General features: G+C 35.7%; 16 protein-coding genes, 2 tRNA genes and 1 pseudogene. 3 read left to right on the top strand and 16 right to left on the bottom strand.

Annotation, left to right across the window (positions count from 1 at the left end):
* The first annotated feature begins 32 nt into the window (after positions 1 to 32).
* On the top strand, positions 33 to 728 hold the full coding sequence (locus tag V7Z48_RS04675; RefSeq protein ID WP_334112237.1) for a DUF4369 domain-containing protein: 696 nt from the start codon (positions 33 to 35) through the stop codon (positions 726 to 728).
* 156 nt (positions 729 to 884) lie between these two features.
* Here the strand turns inward: V7Z48_RS04675 and V7Z48_RS04670 are convergent.
* The 5 genes from V7Z48_RS04670 to idi all read right to left on the bottom strand — a co-directional run bounded on the left by V7Z48_RS04670 (position 885) and on the right by idi (position 3,262).
* Positions 885 to 958 (bottom strand) — tRNA-Thr (locus tag V7Z48_RS04670).
* A 48-nt stretch (positions 959 to 1,006) separates the two neighbouring features.
* Complete coding sequence (locus tag V7Z48_RS04665; RefSeq protein WP_334112236.1) at positions 1,007 to 1,276, bottom strand: hypothetical protein; 270 nt, start codon at positions 1,274 to 1,276, stop codon at positions 1,007 to 1,009.
* A 74-nt stretch (positions 1,277 to 1,350) separates the two neighbouring features.
* Positions 1,351 to 2,319, bottom strand: coding sequence for a type I phosphomannose isomerase catalytic subunit (locus V7Z48_RS04660; protein ID WP_442954709.1), 969 nt, complete (start codon positions 2,317 to 2,319; stop codon positions 1,351 to 1,353).
* Positions 2,320 to 2,328: 9 nt separating this feature from the next.
* Positions 2,329 to 2,739, bottom strand: coding sequence for a 6-pyruvoyl trahydropterin synthase family protein (locus V7Z48_RS04655; RefSeq protein WP_334112234.1), 411 nt, complete (start codon positions 2,737 to 2,739; stop codon positions 2,329 to 2,331).
* Positions 2,723 to 3,262 (bottom strand): isopentenyl-diphosphate Delta-isomerase, encoded by a 540-nt coding sequence (gene idi, locus V7Z48_RS04650; protein WP_334112233.1) that lies wholly within the window; start codon positions 3,260 to 3,262, stop codon positions 2,723 to 2,725. Before idi ends, V7Z48_RS04655 begins: the two co-directional genes overlap by 17 nt.
* 128 nt (positions 3,263 to 3,390) lie before the next feature.
* Between idi and V7Z48_RS04645 the strand changes: the two genes are divergently transcribed.
* Positions 3,391 to 4,980, top strand: coding sequence for a peptide chain release factor 3 (locus V7Z48_RS04645; RefSeq protein ID WP_334112232.1), 1,590 nt, complete (start codon positions 3,391 to 3,393; stop codon positions 4,978 to 4,980).
* 144 nt (positions 4,981 to 5,124) lie between these two features.
* Positions 5,125 to 5,355, top strand: coding sequence for a (4Fe-4S)-binding protein (locus tag V7Z48_RS04640; protein ID WP_334112231.1), 231 nt, complete (start codon positions 5,125 to 5,127; stop codon positions 5,353 to 5,355).
* A 61-nt stretch (positions 5,356 to 5,416) separates the two neighbouring features.
* Here the strand turns inward: V7Z48_RS04640 and V7Z48_RS04635 are convergent, their stop codons facing one another.
* The 11 genes and pseudogenes from V7Z48_RS04635 to tuf all read right to left on the bottom strand — a co-directional run.
* Entirely contained in the window at positions 5,417 to 5,737 is a 321-nt protein-coding gene (locus V7Z48_RS04635; RefSeq protein WP_334112230.1) for a DUF3467 domain-containing protein, read from the bottom strand.
* 54 nt (positions 5,738 to 5,791) lie between these two features.
* On the bottom strand, positions 5,792 to 10,093 hold the full coding sequence (gene rpoC, locus V7Z48_RS04630; protein WP_334112229.1) for a DNA-directed RNA polymerase subunit beta': 4,302 nt from the start codon (positions 10,091 to 10,093) through the stop codon (positions 5,792 to 5,794).
* A 76-nt stretch (positions 10,094 to 10,169) separates the two neighbouring features.
* The gene (rpoB, locus tag V7Z48_RS04625) at positions 10,170 to 13,982 is read right to left on the bottom strand and encodes a DNA-directed RNA polymerase subunit beta (protein WP_334112228.1); all 3,813 of its coding nucleotides are present in this window, start codon (positions 13,980 to 13,982) and stop codon (positions 10,170 to 10,172) included.
* Between the two features lie 123 nt (positions 13,983 to 14,105).
* A complete protein-coding gene (rplL, locus tag V7Z48_RS04620) occupies positions 14,106 to 14,480 on the bottom strand; it encodes a 50S ribosomal protein L7/L12 (RefSeq protein WP_334112227.1) in 375 nt (124 codons plus the stop codon).
* Between the two features lie 66 nt (positions 14,481 to 14,546).
* A complete protein-coding gene (gene rplJ, locus V7Z48_RS04615) occupies positions 14,547 to 15,062 on the bottom strand; it encodes a 50S ribosomal protein L10 (protein WP_334112226.1) in 516 nt (171 codons plus the stop codon).
* Positions 15,063 to 15,081: 19 nt separating this feature from the next.
* Positions 15,082 to 15,768: a 50S ribosomal protein L1 gene (gene rplA / locus V7Z48_RS04610; RefSeq protein WP_334112225.1), complete on the bottom strand. Its 687-nt coding sequence runs from the start codon at positions 15,766 to 15,768 to the stop codon at positions 15,082 to 15,084.
* Between the two features lie 11 nt (positions 15,769 to 15,779).
* Positions 15,780 to 16,220: a 50S ribosomal protein L11 gene (gene rplK / locus V7Z48_RS04605; protein ID WP_334112224.1), complete on the bottom strand. Its 441-nt coding sequence runs from the start codon at positions 16,218 to 16,220 to the stop codon at positions 15,780 to 15,782.
* Between the two features lie 72 nt (positions 16,221 to 16,292).
* A complete protein-coding gene (nusG, locus tag V7Z48_RS04600) occupies positions 16,293 to 16,850 on the bottom strand; it encodes a transcription termination/antitermination protein NusG (RefSeq protein WP_334112223.1) in 558 nt (185 codons plus the stop codon).
* Positions 16,851 to 16,866: 16 nt separating this feature from the next.
* Complete coding sequence (gene secE, locus V7Z48_RS04595) at positions 16,867 to 17,061, bottom strand: preprotein translocase subunit SecE (RefSeq protein WP_334112222.1); 195 nt, start codon at positions 17,059 to 17,061, stop codon at positions 16,867 to 16,869.
* 124 nt (positions 17,062 to 17,185) lie between these two features.
* A tRNA-Trp gene (locus V7Z48_RS04590) sits at positions 17,186 to 17,261 on the bottom strand.
* A 61-nt stretch (positions 17,262 to 17,322) separates the two neighbouring features.
* Positions 17,323 to 17,600: pseudogene (gene tuf / locus V7Z48_RS04585) on the bottom strand (elongation factor Tu); the annotation flags it as partial.

Below are 17,600 nucleotides of genomic sequence, written 5' to 3'. Positions count from 1 at the left end.
ACTGATATTTGCAAACTCTAATTTAAATCTTAATGCGCAATTTATATTTATTACTTACGGTTATTGCAATTTTCAGCTGTACCGATAAACCTGCCGATTTAGTAATATCAGGAACCATAGAAGACCTTAAAAAAGGAAGTTTATACCTTGAAAAATTTCAGGATACCACAATGGTGATTATCGATTCGGTATATTTTAATGGTGACAATACTTTTAAATTCGAACGCGATTTAGCAGAACCTGAAGTGCTGTTTCTAAGACTCAATAAAAGCAAAAGTGATAATAATGCTTTGGCCATTTTTGCTGACAAAGGTGAAATTGTCGTTAATTCTAATCTGAAAAATTTCGTTTTTGATGCTAAAGTAACTGGTTCCGAACAACAAAAAGTACTAGAAGAATATTTAAAAATAATGTCGCGGTTTAATGATAAAAATTTAGACCTTATTCAAGAGCAGCTTCAAAAGGCGTCAGAAGATTCAACCTATATAATGAATTATGATAAGCAATATAGCAAACTGGTAACTAACAAATACTTATATACCATCAATTTTGCAATTAATCATAAGAATAGTGAAGTTTCGCCGTATCTTGCTTTAACTGAAATACCCGACGTGAACATCAAATACTTAGATACTATTTATCAAGTATTAACTCCGAAAATTAGAAAATCCAAATATGGAGTAAAACTAAAGGAAACTTTAGATGAATTGAAACGCAACCACAATTAAGTTGACACCTTAAAAAACTTCAATCCTTTTTCAAGATAGGAGTTTTATTTGAGTAAATAGAGTGACTTCCCTCGACCGTCCTTGAGAATAAACTTTTTGTCCCTTTACCCTATAAAATAAAAAAATCCAACACTTTTTAAGTATTGGAATTTTAAGAGCCGATAGAGGGACTCGAACCCACGACCTGCTGATTACAAATCAGCTGCTCTAGCCAGCTGAGCTACATCGGCATTAATAGACCGCAAATTTAATTTAGAAATTTAAATATGCAAATCTAATTATCCTAAATTGTTTATTTTTTCGATAAGTGCGCGACCCTTGGCTTCTAGCTCAGTATTAATCGCTTTAAAATGAGCTTTCTTATCTTCAACACTACGATCGTTTACTTTTGCAATTAGTTCGTCAAAAACTTCAATAGCTTCGTCAATTATCGCATCACCTTCTTTGGTAGCTTTTTCAGCATTGGTGAGTTCCCATACTTGAACAGCTTCAATGATATCGCCCAAAACGTAATTTATATCTTTTTTTAAATTTCTTTTATTAGCCATAATTTGATTTATTTAATTTCGATGCAAAAGTAGTAAATATGTGGCTCATAAAGTGTATAAATCAGTAATTTCAACTAAACATAAACTTCTAATAATTTTGCTTCAGAAGATGATAACTGATAAGTCTTAATAGCTGCTGGTAATAATATGGTTTCACCTTGTTTAACTCTAGTCATGTTACTACCTACTTTTATAGTGAAAACGCCTTCTACACATAGATAAATGATAAATGAATCAAGGTTATTGTGCTTTTCAATTTCACCAGCCAAATCGATGTAATTGGTTGTAAAATAAGGACAAGTTACCATCTCGTTAGAGGTATTTAGTTGTTTTGAATAACTTACCTTATAGTTGTTCTCCATTTTAAAATTGATAGCATCTATAGCCAAATCGTTGTGGAGCTCACGTTCATTCCCTTGGTCATCTACTCTATCCCAATCGTAAACCCGGTAAGTAATATCACTGGTTTGCTGAATTTCTGCCAGCATCACACCGGCTCCTATAGCGTGCACACGACCAACTTCAATAAAGAAAGTATCACCAGTTTTTACAAGTTCGAAATTTAAAATTTTGGTAAGCGTTTTAGATTGCAAATGCCGAAGATAGGTTTCGGGTGTCATATTTTGATTGAACCCAACAATTAAATTGGCATTTTCATCGGCTTGCATTACATACCACATTTCGGTCTTTCCGAAGGAATTGTGTCGCTTTGCCGCCAATTCATCATTCGGATGTAGTTGGATAGATAAATCTTCTTTGGCATCGATAAACTTGATGAGTAAAGGAAATTTGGTTCCAAATATGACCGCATTCTTTTCTCCTAAAATTTCATGGCTAAAATTATTTAGTAGCCAACTCAGCGATTTTCCTGAAAATTCGCCATTATCAATAATAGACGTATCACCTTCAACATCGCTAATTTCCCAACTTTCGCCAGTATTTTCAGAAACCGATGGTTTATTTAAAACTGATTTTAATTTAGTGCCACCCCATATTTTTTCTTTTAAAATGGGCCTAAATTTTAAGGGATAAAACGATTGCACGCTCATAGTTTAATTGCCAGAATAGCGCACAAAGTTACGAGGTGTTTCGTAAAGTGTCACTTCTAAATCTAAATTTTTATCCAATTTAGCTTTGATCTTGTTGTAAATTACTACGACGATATTTTCGGCTGTAGGATTTAAATTTTCGAATTCAGGTACATCAAGATTCAAGTTCTTATGGTCGAAAGCGTCCTCAACTTCCAGCTTGATTATATCTTTTAACACTTTTACATCTATCACATAACCAGTTTCTGGATCAATACTGCCCGTTACACTCGCTATAAGTTCGTAATTATGCCCGTGATAATTTGGATTGTTGCATTTTCCGAAAATTTCATCGTTTTTCTGATAACTCCAGTCTTTACGGTATAAACGGTGGGCAGCGTTGAAATGTGCTCTTCTACTAACGGTTACTTTCATGTGGTGCGCTTATTAAATGTTGGTAAAACTTATCGAATATAATCTTAAACCATTCAGTGTAAAGTTCTGGATGAATTTTCATATCGCTTTTAACGTCTTCTAACGGCATCCATTTCCAATCGGAAACTTCGTCTGGATTTAAAATGGGCTCATTGTTAAAATGACCTACCAAAATATGATCAAATTCATGTTCGGTTAATCCATTATCAAATGGTGCTTTGTAGATAAACGAAATGGTGTCCTTTAATTCGGTTACGAAACCCATTTCTTCTTGTAATCTTCTGCGTCCGGCTTCAATATTAGTTTCGCCAACACGTTGATGGCTACAACAAGTATTGGTCCACAAACCTGGTGAATGATATTTAGAGTACGCGCGCTGTTGCAGCATGAGCTCATTATTCTCATTAAAAACAAAAACAGAAAAGGCTCTATGAAGTAAAGCTTTTTCATGAGCTTCCATCTTTGGCATGGTACCAATTTGCTCGTCGTTTTCGTTAACTAGAATTACTTTTTCTTCTTCCATAGCACACAAAAATACCAACTAAAAATAAAAAAAGTTGTAATCTTTTCATAAAATTAAAAACCCAAAAACCATGTCTTATAATTTGATTTTGAAGTAGTATCTTTGCACGGCTTTTGCATTTTATAACTATGACTTTTACTGAAGAAATTAACAGACGACGCACTTTTGGAATCATCTCGCATCCCGATGCTGGAAAAACAACACTTACCGAAAAATTATTGTTATTTGGTGGTGCCATTCAAGAAGCTGGGGCTGTAAAAAATAACAAAATTAAAAAAGCAGCTACTAGCGACTTTATGGAAATCGAGCGCCAACGTGGTATATCAGTTGCTACCTCGGTTTTGGCTTTTGAATATAATGGTTATAAAATTAATATTCTAGATACGCCTGGCCACAAAGATTTTGCCGAAGACACGTTTAGAACACTAACAGCGGTAGACAGTGTAATTGTTGTGATTGATGTTGCCAAAGGTGTAGAAGAGCAAACCGAGAAATTGGTTGAAGTTTGTCGCATGCGAAAAATTCCGATGATTGTATTTATTAACAAAATGGATCGTGAAGGTAAAGATGCATTTGACTTGTTAGATGAAATTGAACAAAAGCTCGGCCTGACTGTTACACCACTAAGTTTCCCCATAGGAATGGGGTACGATTTCAAGGGTATTTACAATATTTGGGAGCAAAACGTTAATTTATTTAGTGGTGATAGTCGAAAAGACATTGAAGAAACCATTGAAATTTCTGATATAAACACCCCAGAATTAGACAAACTCATCGGTGAAAAATCTGCTAATACTCTAAGGGATGAATTAGAGTTAGTGGAAGGTGTTTACCCTAAATTTGACCAACAAACCTATTTAGACGCACAGCTTCAACCTGTGTTTTTTGGTTCCGCCTTAAATAATTTTGGTGTAAGAGAATTGTTAGACTGTTTTGTCGCCATTGCTCCAAAACCAAAACCAAAATATAGCGAAGAACGCTTGGTAGAACCAAAAGAAGATAAGTTTTCAGGATTTGTATTTAAAATCCATGCCAATATGGATCCTAACCATAGAGATAGATTAGCATTTGTAAAAATAGTGTCGGGGATGTTTAAACGCAACACCCCTTATCTGCATGTTCGACATGGTAAAAACTTTAAATTCTCAAGCCCAAATGCTTTTTTCGCAGAGAAGAAAGAGATTGTTGATATTTCATATCCTGGCGATATTGTAGGTTTACATGATACCGGAAACTTTAAAATTGGTGATACTCTAACCGAAGGAGAAGAAATTCACTACAAGGGTATCCCAAGTTTTTCACCTGAGCATTTCAGATATATAAACAATGCCGACCCTTTAAAAGCTAAACAGCTTTTTAAAGGTATAGACCAATTAATGGATGAAGGTGTTGCACAGCTGTTCACCTTAGAACTAAACGGAAGAAAAGTAATCGGAACCGTTGGTGCGTTACAATATGAGGTTATTCAATACAGATTAGAACACGAATATGGTGCAAAATGTTCATACGAAAACCTGAACGTACACAAAGCTTGCTGGATTGAAACTGATAATGAAAAAAGCGAAGAATACCTCGAATTTATAAGAGTAAAACAACGGTTTTTAGCAAAAGACAAACAAAATCAATTGGTGTTTTTAGCGGACTCTGCTTTTTCTTTGCAAATGACGCAACAAAAATATCCCAATATTAAATTTCATTTTACTTCGGAATTTAAATAGGAAAAATCTTGCAGCATGTGTAACGAAATAGCTTGTTTTTCATAGACTTAGCAAATTATGATATGTATTTTATCGAAGTTTTATGTTTTTAATCGAATTTTTTGATTACATTTGATATAGTATCAACCCCAAATTGAGCTACTAATGAATACAGATCCAAATGTGTTTAGTAACGATGAAATTACTGTCACCTACAATCCCCGCAAATGTATTAACGCTGAAAAGTGTGCTAAAGGATTATCTGCTGTTTTCAGACAAACGGTTATACCGTGGATTAATTTAGATGGTGCACCAGCATATAAAATTATGTCGCAAGTAAAGAAATGCCCTTCGGGAGCTTTACAGTGCTTTAAGAAAAAAATGGAAGTGGCTTAAATATCTAAACTGCTTTAAATAAAAAACCCTCAGATGAAATAATCTAAGGGTTTTTACCATTTTATGCTTGACCAGTTGGCCCAAAGTTTAAAGGAATCGGTGGTTGTTCATAATCCTTTATTTCACCATGAGCAGTTTCAAAACGCTTAACGTTTTCAGCCATTGCTTTTAAAAGCCTTTTGGCGTGTTGTGGCGTTAATATAATTCTGGATTTAACTTTACTTTTCGGAGTTCCAGGCATAATGCTCACGAAATCGATCACAAATTCTGACACCGAATGATTGATAATTGCTAAGTTAGAATAAATACCTTCCGCAACTTTTTCATCTAGTTCGATATTGATTTGTCCTTGTTTTTTCTGGGCTTTCTTTTCTTCTGCCATAATTTAAAGATTTTTTATCAAAACAAAAAGGCTTCCGTAAAGAAGCCTTTTATGTTAGTTATAATTCATTTCTTCTTTCGCTTTCATCATTTGATTAAATTCTTCTTTAGAACCTACAATAATGGTATCGTAGCGTCTAACACCTGTACCTGCTGGAATTTTATGACCAACAATTACATTTTCTTTTAATCCTTCTAGCGTATCAATTTTACCATTCACAGCTGCTTCGTTAAGAACCTTGGTAGTTTCCTGGAACGATGCTGCTGAAATAAATGACTTGGTTTGAAGCGATGCTCTTGTAATACCTTGAAGAATTGGAGTTGCGGTTGCTGGCTGTGCATCGCGCGCTGTAGCTAGGTCCTTATCTTCTCTTCTCAATGAAGAATTTTCATCCCTCAATTGTCTGGCGGTTACAATTTGACCTGGTTTTAAATTATGCGATCCACCTGCATTTTCAATTACCTTCATTCCGAAAATTTTATCATTTTCTTCAATAAAATCTGAGGCGTGAGCCAATTGATCTTCTAAGAATAATGTATCTCCAGAATCGATAATACGAACCTTACGCATCATTTGACGTACAATAACTTCAAAGTGTTTGTCATTAATTTTCACACCTTGTAAACGGTAAACTTCCTGAACTTCGTTCACCAAATACTGTTGTACAGCTGCAGGTCCTTTAATACTTAATATATCATTAGGTGTAACAGAACCATCAGATAAAGGCATTCCTGCCTTCACGTAGTCATTTTCTTGTACTAAAATCTGGCTAGATAATTTTACCAAATATTTGCGGATATCACCTGTTTTAGATTCAATAACAATTTCTCTGTTTCCACGTTTTATTTTACCAAATGAAACCACGCCATCAATTTCACTAACCACTGCTGGGTTGGAAGGATTACGAGCTTCAAAAAGTTCAGTTAATCGCGGAAGACCACCAGTAATATCACCAGATTTAGCTGAGCGACGTGGTATTTTAACTAAAACTTTACCTGTTTTAATTTTTTCACCATTATCAACCATTAAATGCGCTCCTACTGGTAAATTGTATGACCTGATAGTATTGCCTTTTGCATCTTGAATTAAAAGTGTTGGAATTAACTTTTTATTTCTCGATTCTGAAATTACTTTTTCTTGGAATCCGGTTTGCTCATCTATTTCTACTTGGTAAGAAACACCTTGTTCTATATCTTCGTAGGCAATTTTTCCTGGAAATTCAGAGATAATTACGCCGTTATATGGATCCCATTTACAGATGACATCACCTTTGGCTACTACATCCCCACTTTTTATGGCAATATGAGAACCGTATGGGATATTACTTGTGCTTAATGTAACACCCGATCTTTTTTCAACGATTTTCAATTCAGACGTTCTGGATATTACAATATCAACTGGTTCGCCACCGGATGTTTCGCCTTTAACTGTCGTTAATTCGTCAATTTCAGCAATACCATCAAACTTAGCAGTAAGTTTATTCTCTTCAGATACACCACCTGCTACACCTCCAACGTGGAATGTTCTAAGTGTAAGCTGCGTTCCTGGTTCTCCAATAGATTGCGCTGCCACTACTCCAACAGCTTCACCTCTTTGAACCGTTTTACCAGTTGCAAGATTTCTACCGTAACATTTTACGCAAATTCCCTTTTTGGCTTCGCATGATAACGGTGATCTTACTTCTATAGATTCAATAGGTGCTTCACTAATTTTCTTAGCAATTGCTTCAGAAATTTCATGACCTGCTTCAACTAAAAGTTCGTCATTTAGCGGGTTATAAACGTCATTTAAGGATGTTCTACCAACGATTCTTTCTTCTAAAGTTTCGACGACTTCTTCATTTTTCTTAAGTGCACTTACTTCAACACCTCTCAGCGTACCACAATCTTGATCGTAAACTATTACATCCTGAGAAACATCTACCAATCGTCTAGTTAGGTAACCCGCATCTGCAGTTTTAAGTGCGGTATCGGCAAGACCTTTACGCGCACCGTGAGTTGAGATAAAGTATTCTAAAATTGATAAACCCTCTTTAAAGTTAGATAAAATTGGGTTTTCAATGATTTCTCCACCACCTGCATTGGACTTTTTAGGCTTAGCCATTAAACCACGCATTCCAGTAAGCTGACGAATCTGTTCTTTAGATCCACGAGCTCCTGAATCAAGCATCATATATACAGAGTTGAAACCTTGTTGATCTTCACGAATACGCTTCATAGACAATTCAGTCAATTCGGCATTCGTTGAAGTCCAGATGTCAATTACCTGATTGTAACGTTCGTTATTAGTAATTAGACCCATGTTATAATTTGCAATGATTCCTTCTACCAATTGATTGGCACCATCAATCATTCCTTGTTTTTCAGCAGGGATAATAATATCACCTAAACTAAATGACAATCCACCTTTGAATGCAAAGTGGAAACCAAGGTCTTTAATTTCATCTAAAAACTCAGCTGTTTCCGGTACACTAGTAGCTTTTAATACATTACCAATAATGTCTCTTAAAGACTTTTTAGTAAGTACATCATTTACGTAACCTGCACGTTCTGGCACTTTTTCATTAAATAGAACTCTACCAACAGTGGTTTGAATGATTTGTTTAACCAAATCACCATTTTCGTTGAAGTCTAAAGTTCTAACTTTTATGCCCGCATTAAGGTCTACACGCTTTTCGTTGTAAGCAATAACTACTTCTTCTGGCGAATAAAAAGTTAAACCTTCACCCTGAACTTTCACATTATCAGTTGACTTACGCTCTTTGGTCATGTAATATAAACCTAGAACCATATCTTGTGATGGCACCGTAATTGGTGAACCGTTTGCCGGGTTAAGAATATTATGCGAGGCCAACATTAACATTTGAGCCTCAAGAATTGCTTCTGGGCCTAATGGTAAGTGAACCGCCATTTGATCCCCATCAAAATCCGCATTAAATGCGGTGGTAACCAATGGGTGCAATTGGATTGCTTTTCCTTCAATTAATTTTGGTTGAAAAGCTTGAATCCCTAATCTGTGCAAAGTAGGAGCTCGGTTTAATAATACTGGATGCCCTTTAAGAACATTTTCTAAAATATCCCAAACTACTGGTTCTTTTCTGTCTATAATTTTCTTAGCCGATTTTACTGTTTTTACAATACCTCTTTCTATCAGTTTTCTGATAACGAAAGGTTTGTAAAGTTCAGCAGCCATATCTTTTGGCAATCCGCACTCATACATTTTTAATTCTGGTCCTACAACAATTACAGAACGTGCTGAGTAATCTACACGCTTACCTAAAAGGTTTTGACGGAAACGACCTTGCTTACCTTTTAAAGAATCGGAAAGCGATTTAAGTGGTCTGTTTGAATCTGTTTTAACTGCCGAAGATTTTCTTGTATTATCGAATAACGAGTCTACCGATTCTTGTAGCATACGTTTTTCGTTACGTAAAATCACCTCAGGTGCTTTTATTTCAACCAAACGCTTTAAACGATTGTTTCTAATAATCACACGTCGGTATAAATCGTTTAAATCGGAAGTAGCAAAACGACCACCATCTAAAGGCACTAACGGACGTAATTCTGGTGGAATTACCGGAATAGCCTTCAGAATCATCCATTCTGGTTTGTTTTCTCTATTTAAATTAGATTCTTTGAACGCTTCAACTACTTGAAGTCTTTTTAAGGCTTCCGTTTTACGTTGCTTAGAAGTTTCAGTATTTGCGTTGTGTCTTAATTCAAACGACAATTCTTCTAAATCAATTCTTCCCAAAAGTTCTATTAAACATTCAGCGCCCATTTTAGCAATAAACTTATTAGGGTCTGTATCTTCTAAATATTGGTTTTCTTTTGGAAGCGATTCTAAAATATTTAAGTATTCTTCTTCAGTTAAAAAGTCTAATTTGTGAACAGCTTCACCTTCTGGAGTTACGGCGTTACCTGGTTGTATAACCACGTATCGTTCGTAGTAAATAATCATATCTAATTTCTTAGATGGTAATCCAAGAAGATATCCAATTTTGTTTGGTAAAGAACGGAAGTACCAGATGTGAGCAACTGGTACTACTAAGTTAATATGACCTACTCTTTCACGACGCACCTTCTTTTCAGTTACTTCAACGCCACAGCGATCACAAACAATTCCTTTGTAACGAATTCTTTTATATTTTCCACAGGCACACTCGTAATCCTTAACAGGACCAAAAATACGCTCGCAAAACAAACCATCTCTTTCAGGTTTGTGTGTTCGATAATTGATAGTTTCTGGTTTTAGAACCTCGCCGCGAGAAGCTGCCAAAACAGATTCTGGTGAAGCCAAACCAATAGAGATTTTATTAAATCTTTGTATCGTGTTATTATCTTGTCTTTTTGCCATTTTCTTATTATAGTATTGAGTGGGAAGTAATCGGTGTGAAGTTAAACCTACACACCGAATACTGCTAACTATTTTGTTATTCTTCTAATCTAATATCTAATCCCAAACCTTTTAATTCGTGCATTAACACGTTAAATGATTCTGGTAATCCAGGCTCTGGCATTGGTTCTCCTTTCACGATAGCTTCGTAAGTTTTGGCTCTACCAATAACATCGTCAGATTTTACAGTCAAGATTTCTCTTAAAGTACTTGAGGCGCCATATGCTTCAAGTGCCCAAACTTCCATTTCTCCAAAACGCTGACCTCCAAATTGGGCTTTACCGCCAAGTGGTTGCTGCGTAATAAGTGAGTATGGTCCAATTGAACGTGCGTGCATTTTGTCGTCAATCATATGACCTAGTTTAATCATATAAATAACACCAACAGTTGCAGGTTGATCAAAACGATCGCCCGTACCGCCATCATATAAATAGGTGTGACCAAATCTTGGAATTCCAGCTTCATCTGTAAATTCATTAATTTGATCTAAAGTAGCTCCATCAAAAATTGGCGTTGCATAAGTTCTATTTAACTTTTGACCAGCCCAACCTAATACGGTTTCGTAAATCTGACCAATGTTCATACGTGAGGGTACACCTAATGGATTAAGAACAATGTCAACTGGTGTTCCATCTTCTAAGAAAGGCATATCTTCTTGACGAACAATACGCGCTACGATACCTTTATTTCCGTGACGACCTGCCATTTTATCACCCACTTTAAGTTTACGCTTTTTAGCGATGTAAACTTTAGCAAGTTTTATGATACCAGCTGGCAGCTCATCTCCTACAGATATGGTAAATTTCTCACGACGTAGTGAACCTTGTAGATCGTTTTCCTTAATCTTATAATTGTGAATAAGATCGGCAACTAAAGTATTGCTCTGATCATCGGTAGTCCATTTTCCAGAAGTTAAATGTGCATAATCATCAACCGAATTTAACATCTTTAAAGTATACTTTTTTCCTTTAGGTATAATTTCTTCACCTAAATCATTATAAATACCTTGAGCTGTTTTTCCATTGACTATAGCAAACAATTTATCAACTAAAATATTTTTAAGTTCATCAAAACGTGCATCGTAAAGCACTTCTAAAGCTTCTATGTCTTCTTTATCTTTTGCTCTCTTACGCTTATCTTTTACTGCTCTTGCAAATAATTTTTTCTCAATTACAACACCGTTTAATGATGGTGAGGCTTTTAACGATGCATCTTTAACATCACCTGCTTTATCACCAAAAATGGCACGTAATAATTTTTCTTCCGGAGTTGGATCGCTTTCTCCTTTTGGAGTAATCTTTCCAATTAGAATATCGCCTGGCTTTATTTCTGCACCAATACGAATCATTCCGTTTTCGTCTAGATCTTTAGTTGCTTCTTCAGAAACATTAGGAATATCGTTGGTAAGTTCTTCATTACCTAACTTAGTATCTCTAACATCTAAAGAATATTCATCTATGTGAATGGAAGTAAAGATATCATCTCTAACTACCTTTTCAGAAATCACAATAGCATCCTCAAAATTATAACCTTTCCAAGGCATGAATGCAACTTTCATGTTTCTACCTAAAGCTAATTCGCCATTTTTAGTAGCGTATCCTTCACAAAGTACTTGTCCTTTTTCAACCTTATCACCTTTTTTAACAATTGGCTTTAGGTTGATAGACGTACCTTGGTTAGTTTTTCTAAACTTCACTAACGGATAGGTTTTAATATTACTATCAAAACTCACCATAGCTTCTTCCTCGGTACGGTCGTATTCAATTGTGATTTTATCAGCATCGACATAAGTTACAGTTCCAGCACCTTCAGCATTAATTAAAACGCGCGAGTCTTTTGCAACTTGTCTTTCTAAACCGGTACCAACAATCGGTGCTTCTGGTCTTAATAATGGTACAGCCTGACGCATCATGTTTGACCCCATCAATGCACGGTTGGCATCATCATGTTCCAAAAACGGAATTAACGAGGCAGAAATAGATGCTACCTGATTAGGAGCAACATCGGTATAGTTGATTTGCATTGGGTCAATTACAGGGAAATCGCCTTCTTGACGGGCAATAACTTTATCATTCTGGATTTTCCCATCAGCATCAACAATAACGTTGGCCTGTGCAATTTGCATATCTTCTTCTTCCTCTGCACTTAAATAAGTGGGTGCATTTTTTATATCTACTACACCGTTTTCAACCTTGCGGTAAGGTGTTTCAAGGAATCCCATAGAATTCACTTTAGCATAAACCGAAAGCGAAGAAATCAAACCAATGTTTGGACCTTCAGGAGTTTCAATAGGACACAAGCGTCCGTAATGCGTGTAATGAACGTCACGAACCTCAAAACCAGCACGCTCTCTTGATAAACCACCTGGACCTAATGCCGATAAACGACGTTTGTGAGTGATTTCTCCAAGCGGATTTGTTTGATCCATGAATTGAGATAACTGATTTGTTCCGAAGAAAGAATTAATAACCGAAGACAAAGTCTTGGCATTAATCAAATCTATAGGAGTAAAAACTTCGTTATCACGAACATTCATTCTTTCGCGAATGGTTCTAGCCATACGGGCTAATCCAACACCAAACTGAGATGACAATTGCTCACCAACAGTACGCACACGTCTGTTTGAAAGGTGATCGATATCATCAATTTCAGCTTTTGAGTTGATAAGCTCAATTAAATATTTAATGATGGTAATGATATCAACTTTGGTAAGCACTTGCTTGTCCATACCGATATCAAGGCCCAATTTCTTGTTCATTCTATAACGACCAACTTCACCAAGTGAATAACGTTGCTCACTAAAGAACAATTTATCTATAATGCCACGCGCCGTTTCTTCATCTGGCGGTTCAGCGTTACGCAATTGTCTGTATATATGTTCAACCGCTTCTTTTTCAGAGTTGGTTGGATCCTTTTGAAGGGTATTGTGAATAATGGCATAATCGCCTTGTTGTTCACTTTCTTTGTGGATTAAAACTGTTTTAACATCAGCATCGATAATCTCTTCGATGTTATCTTTATCGATGATGGTATCACGATCTAAAACAATTTCGTTTCTTTCAATAGATACAACTTCTCCTGTATCTTCATCTACGAAATCCTCATGCCAAGTATTTAAAACTCTTGCGGCTAATTTTCTTCCTATTAATTTTTTTAATGCTGCTTTTGAAACTTTAATTTCTTCTGCAAGATCAAATATTTCTAAAATGTCTTTATCTCTTTCAAAACCGATAGCTCTGAAAAGCGTTGTTACTGGTAATTTTTTCTTTCTATCGATATAGGCGTACATCACACTGTTGATGTCGGTAGCAAATTCAATCCAAGAACCTTTGAAAGGGATAACTCTCGCTGAATATAATTTTGTACCATTAGCATGGAAAGACTGACTGAAGAATACACCAGGTGATCTGTGTAACTGAGACACCACAACACGTTCGGCGCCATTAATTACAAATGTTCCGCTTGGTGTCATATAAGGAATTGTACCTAGATAAACGTCTTGTACAATGGTTTCAAAATCTTCGTGTTCAGGATCTGTACAATATAATTTCAGACGTGCCTTTAACGGTACGCTGTAAGTAAGACCACGCTCAATACACTCTTCAATAGTGTATCGTGGTGGATCGATAAAATAATCCAAAAACTCTAATACAAACTGGTTGCGTGTATCAGTTATTGGAAAATTTTCCATGAAGGTATTATAAAGGCCTTCGTTTCCTCTTTCTTCTGACTTTGTTTCTAACTGGAAAAAATCCTGGAAGGATTTTATTTGAATATCCAGAAAATCCGGGTATTCCGTTCTATTTACAATAGAAGAGAAATTTAATCTTTCAGCTGTTTTTGCTAACATCGATAAACGAAATTTTGATTAAAAAAAATGTATTTTTTTATGCTATACTTTAATAACACAAAATGGTTTAGGTCTTGGAGCAATACTCCAGACCTAAACCTTGATATGTAAGGCTAGTTAAACTTACTTAAGCTCAACCTCAGCTCCGGCTTCTTCTAAAGAAGTTTTAAGACCTTCGGCCTCATCTTTAGAAATGCCTTCTTTGATAGCACTTGGTGCGCTATCTACTAATTCCTTAGCTTCTTTTAAGCCAAGACCTGTTAATTCTTTAACAAGTTTTACTACTGCTAATTTAGAAGCACCAGCTGCTTTTAACATTACTGTAAATTCAGACTGCTCTTCTACTGCTTCAGCAGCAGCGCCACCACCTGCAGCAACTGCAACAGCTGCAGCAGCAGGTTCTATACCGTATTCTTCTTTTAAAATACTAGCTAATTCATTAACTTCTTTTACTGTTAAATTCACTAATTGTTCTGCGAAATCTTTTAAATCTGCCATTTTTTCTATCGTTTTAAAAATGTTTAATAATTATAATTTGTTTAAAGTGCGTACTTGTTTGTATCCTTATTTTTCGGATAGGGTTTGTAAAATTCCTGCTAGTTTTCCACCACCAGATTTTAGTGCTGATATCACGTTTTTAGCTGGAGATTGCAACAATCCAACTATATCGCCAATCAATTCTTCTCTTGATTTGATATCTACTAAAGCATCTAATAAATCGTCGCCTAAATAAATAGTCTCCTCAATAAATGCACCTTTTAATAAAGGTCTCTCTGATTTTTTACGGAAAGCTTTAATTACCTTTGCAGGTCCGTTTCCAGCTTCTGAATACATTACCGAGGTGTTTCCTTTTAACACTGTTGGCAAATCGCCAAAGTCTTTATCGGAAGCTTCCATTGCTTTGTGTAATAATGTATTTTTAACAACTGCTAATGTCACATTCGCTTTAAAACAAGCACGTCTTAAATTAGTAGTATCTGAAGCGTTCAATCCAGAAATATCCGCTAAATAAATAACCGGACTTCCTGCTAGTTGTGCAGTTAATTCTTCAATTACTTGTGATTTTTCTTCTCTTGTCATAATATTAAAGTTTTAACTACTAAATTTTAGGGTCTACAGCAATTGAAGGACTCATGGTACTTGAAATAAAAATGCTTTTCATGTACGTTCCTTTTGATGCTGTTGGTTTTAACTTGATTAAAGTTGAAATTAACTCATGCGCATTTCCTGCAAGTTTATCAGCACTAAATGATGCTTTACCTATTGGAGCATGAACAATACCAGTTTTATCAACTTTGAAATCAATTTTACCTGCCTTTACTTCACTTACAGCTTTAGCCACATCCATAGTAACAGTTCCTGTTTTAGGGTTCGGCATTAAGCCTCTTGGACCTAACACACGACCTAAAGGTCCTAATTTACCCATGATACTTGGCATGGTAATAATTACATCAACATCAGTCCAGCCGTCTTTTATTTTTTGTAAATAGTCGTCTAAACCAACGTAATCTGCACCAGCTTCTTTGGCTTCTGCCTCTTTATCTGGAGTTACCAATGCTAAAACTTTCATGTCTTTCCCTGTTCCATGAGGTAAAGAAACCACACCACGAACCATTTGGTTTGCTTTTCGTGGATCTACACCCAATTTTACAGCGATATCTACAGAGGCATCAAATTTTGTATAAGTAATTTCTTTTACTAAATCTGAAGCTTCTTGCAAAGAGTAAAGTTTATTTTTTTCAACTTTAGCTCTAGCTTCTTTTTGCTTTTTTGTTAATCTTGCCATTTGAAAAGGTTTTAATTTGGAGCTTCTCCGCCTTTAACGGTTATACCCATTGATCTTGCAGTTCCTGCCACCATTTTCATTGCTGAATCTAATGTAAACGCATTTAAATCCTGCATTTTGTCCTCGGCGATAACTTTAACTTGATCCCAAGTTACTTTCGCGATTTTCTTTCGGTTTGGTTCTCCTGATCCTTTTTTCACTTTGGCCGCTTCCATTAATTGTACTGCAGCTGGTGGTGTTTTTATTACAAATTCAAATGATTTGTCTTTGTAAACAGAAATCACAACTGGTAAAATTTTACCTGGTTTATCTTGGGTTCTAGCATTAAACTGCTTACAGAACTCCATGATATTTACTCCAGCAGCACCTAAAGCGGGTCCAACCGGTGGCGACGGATTCGCAGCACCTCCCCGAACTTGTAATTTGACTAATTTGCTTAGTTCTTTTGCCATTTTCTGAAAATTTACGCATTATCTTAATTGGAAGCTTTAAGATGTATGCTATTTTAATTGTAACAATTTATATTAAACTTTTTCTACTTGCATGTAACTTAATTCCAATGGTGTTTTTCTTCCAAAGATTTTCACCATAACTTCGAGCTTACGTTTTTCTTCATTAATTTTTTCAATCGTTCCATCAAATCCATTGAACGGACCATCAATTACTTTTACGGTGTCTCCAATCGTAAATGGAATTGCAACATTTGCATCAGCCTCAAGAGATAATTCATCTACTTTACCAAGCATTCTGTTAACTTCAGATTGTCTTAACGGCACAGGATCACCACCTTTTGTCTCACCTAAGAAACCAATTACGTTAGTAATCGATTTAATTATGTGAGGAATCTCACCACTTAAATTGGCTTGAATCATTATGTATCCAGGAAAATATACACGCTCTTTGTGTATTTTCTTTCCGTTTCTTATTTGAATTACTTTTTCGGTAGGTACTAATGCTTGATCTACATAATCTTGCAAACCTAAGCGTGCTACTTCATTGAGAATATAATCTTTAATTTTATTCTCTTGACCGCTTACCGCTCTAACTACATACCATTTTTTATTTCCGATTGCCTCAGCCATAATCATTTAATTATTTTTAGTTTATCCAGCTAAAATAAGTCTCGATAACTCCACTAAAAACCGTATCCACACCCCAAATTGCCAATGAAAAAATTATAGAAAATACTGCAACTAAAATCATTAATTTTTGACCTTCTGCCCAAGTTGGCCAGCTTACATGATTTTTTAATTCATCAAAAGATTCTTTCACGTAGTTTACAATTCCTGCCATTGATTTAATTTATTTTCAGACCTTTAAGGTCGTACGTGTTATTTAATTTATCAGAGCACATTTACTCTTTTTTTTTGAGGGCAAAAGATGAGATAACTCTTTCTCACTTCTCTACTCGTGTACTTGGCACGGGTTGAGAGGCTCGAACTCCCGACACCTGGTTTTGGAGACCAGTGCTCTACCAACTGAGCTAAACCCGTAAATATAAATCAAGGCGTCCGCCAAATGGTGGACACCTTAATTTAATATTGTAATTTATAATTAATTAATAATTTCAGTCACCTGACCAGCACCTACGGTTCTGCCACCTTCACGGATAGCGAAACGTAAACCAACATTCATCGCAATAGGCTGGATTAAATCTACAGTAATAGTTAAGTTATCACCTGGCATAACCATTTCAACTCCATCAGGTAACGCAATGTTTCCTGTTACGTCAGTTGTACGAACATAGAACTGTGGGCGATAGTTATTGTGGAATGGTGTGTGACGACCACCTTCTTCTTTTTTAAGGATATAAACCTCAGCTTTAAATTTAG

It is taken from the genome of Paucihalobacter sp., from assembly GCF_036825875.1.
Taxonomy (GTDB): domain Bacteria; phylum Bacteroidota; class Bacteroidia; order Flavobacteriales; family Flavobacteriaceae; genus Paucihalobacter.
The sequence above is the reverse complement of the archived record's forward strand: the minus strand, read 5'-3'. Positions and strand labels throughout refer to the sequence as shown.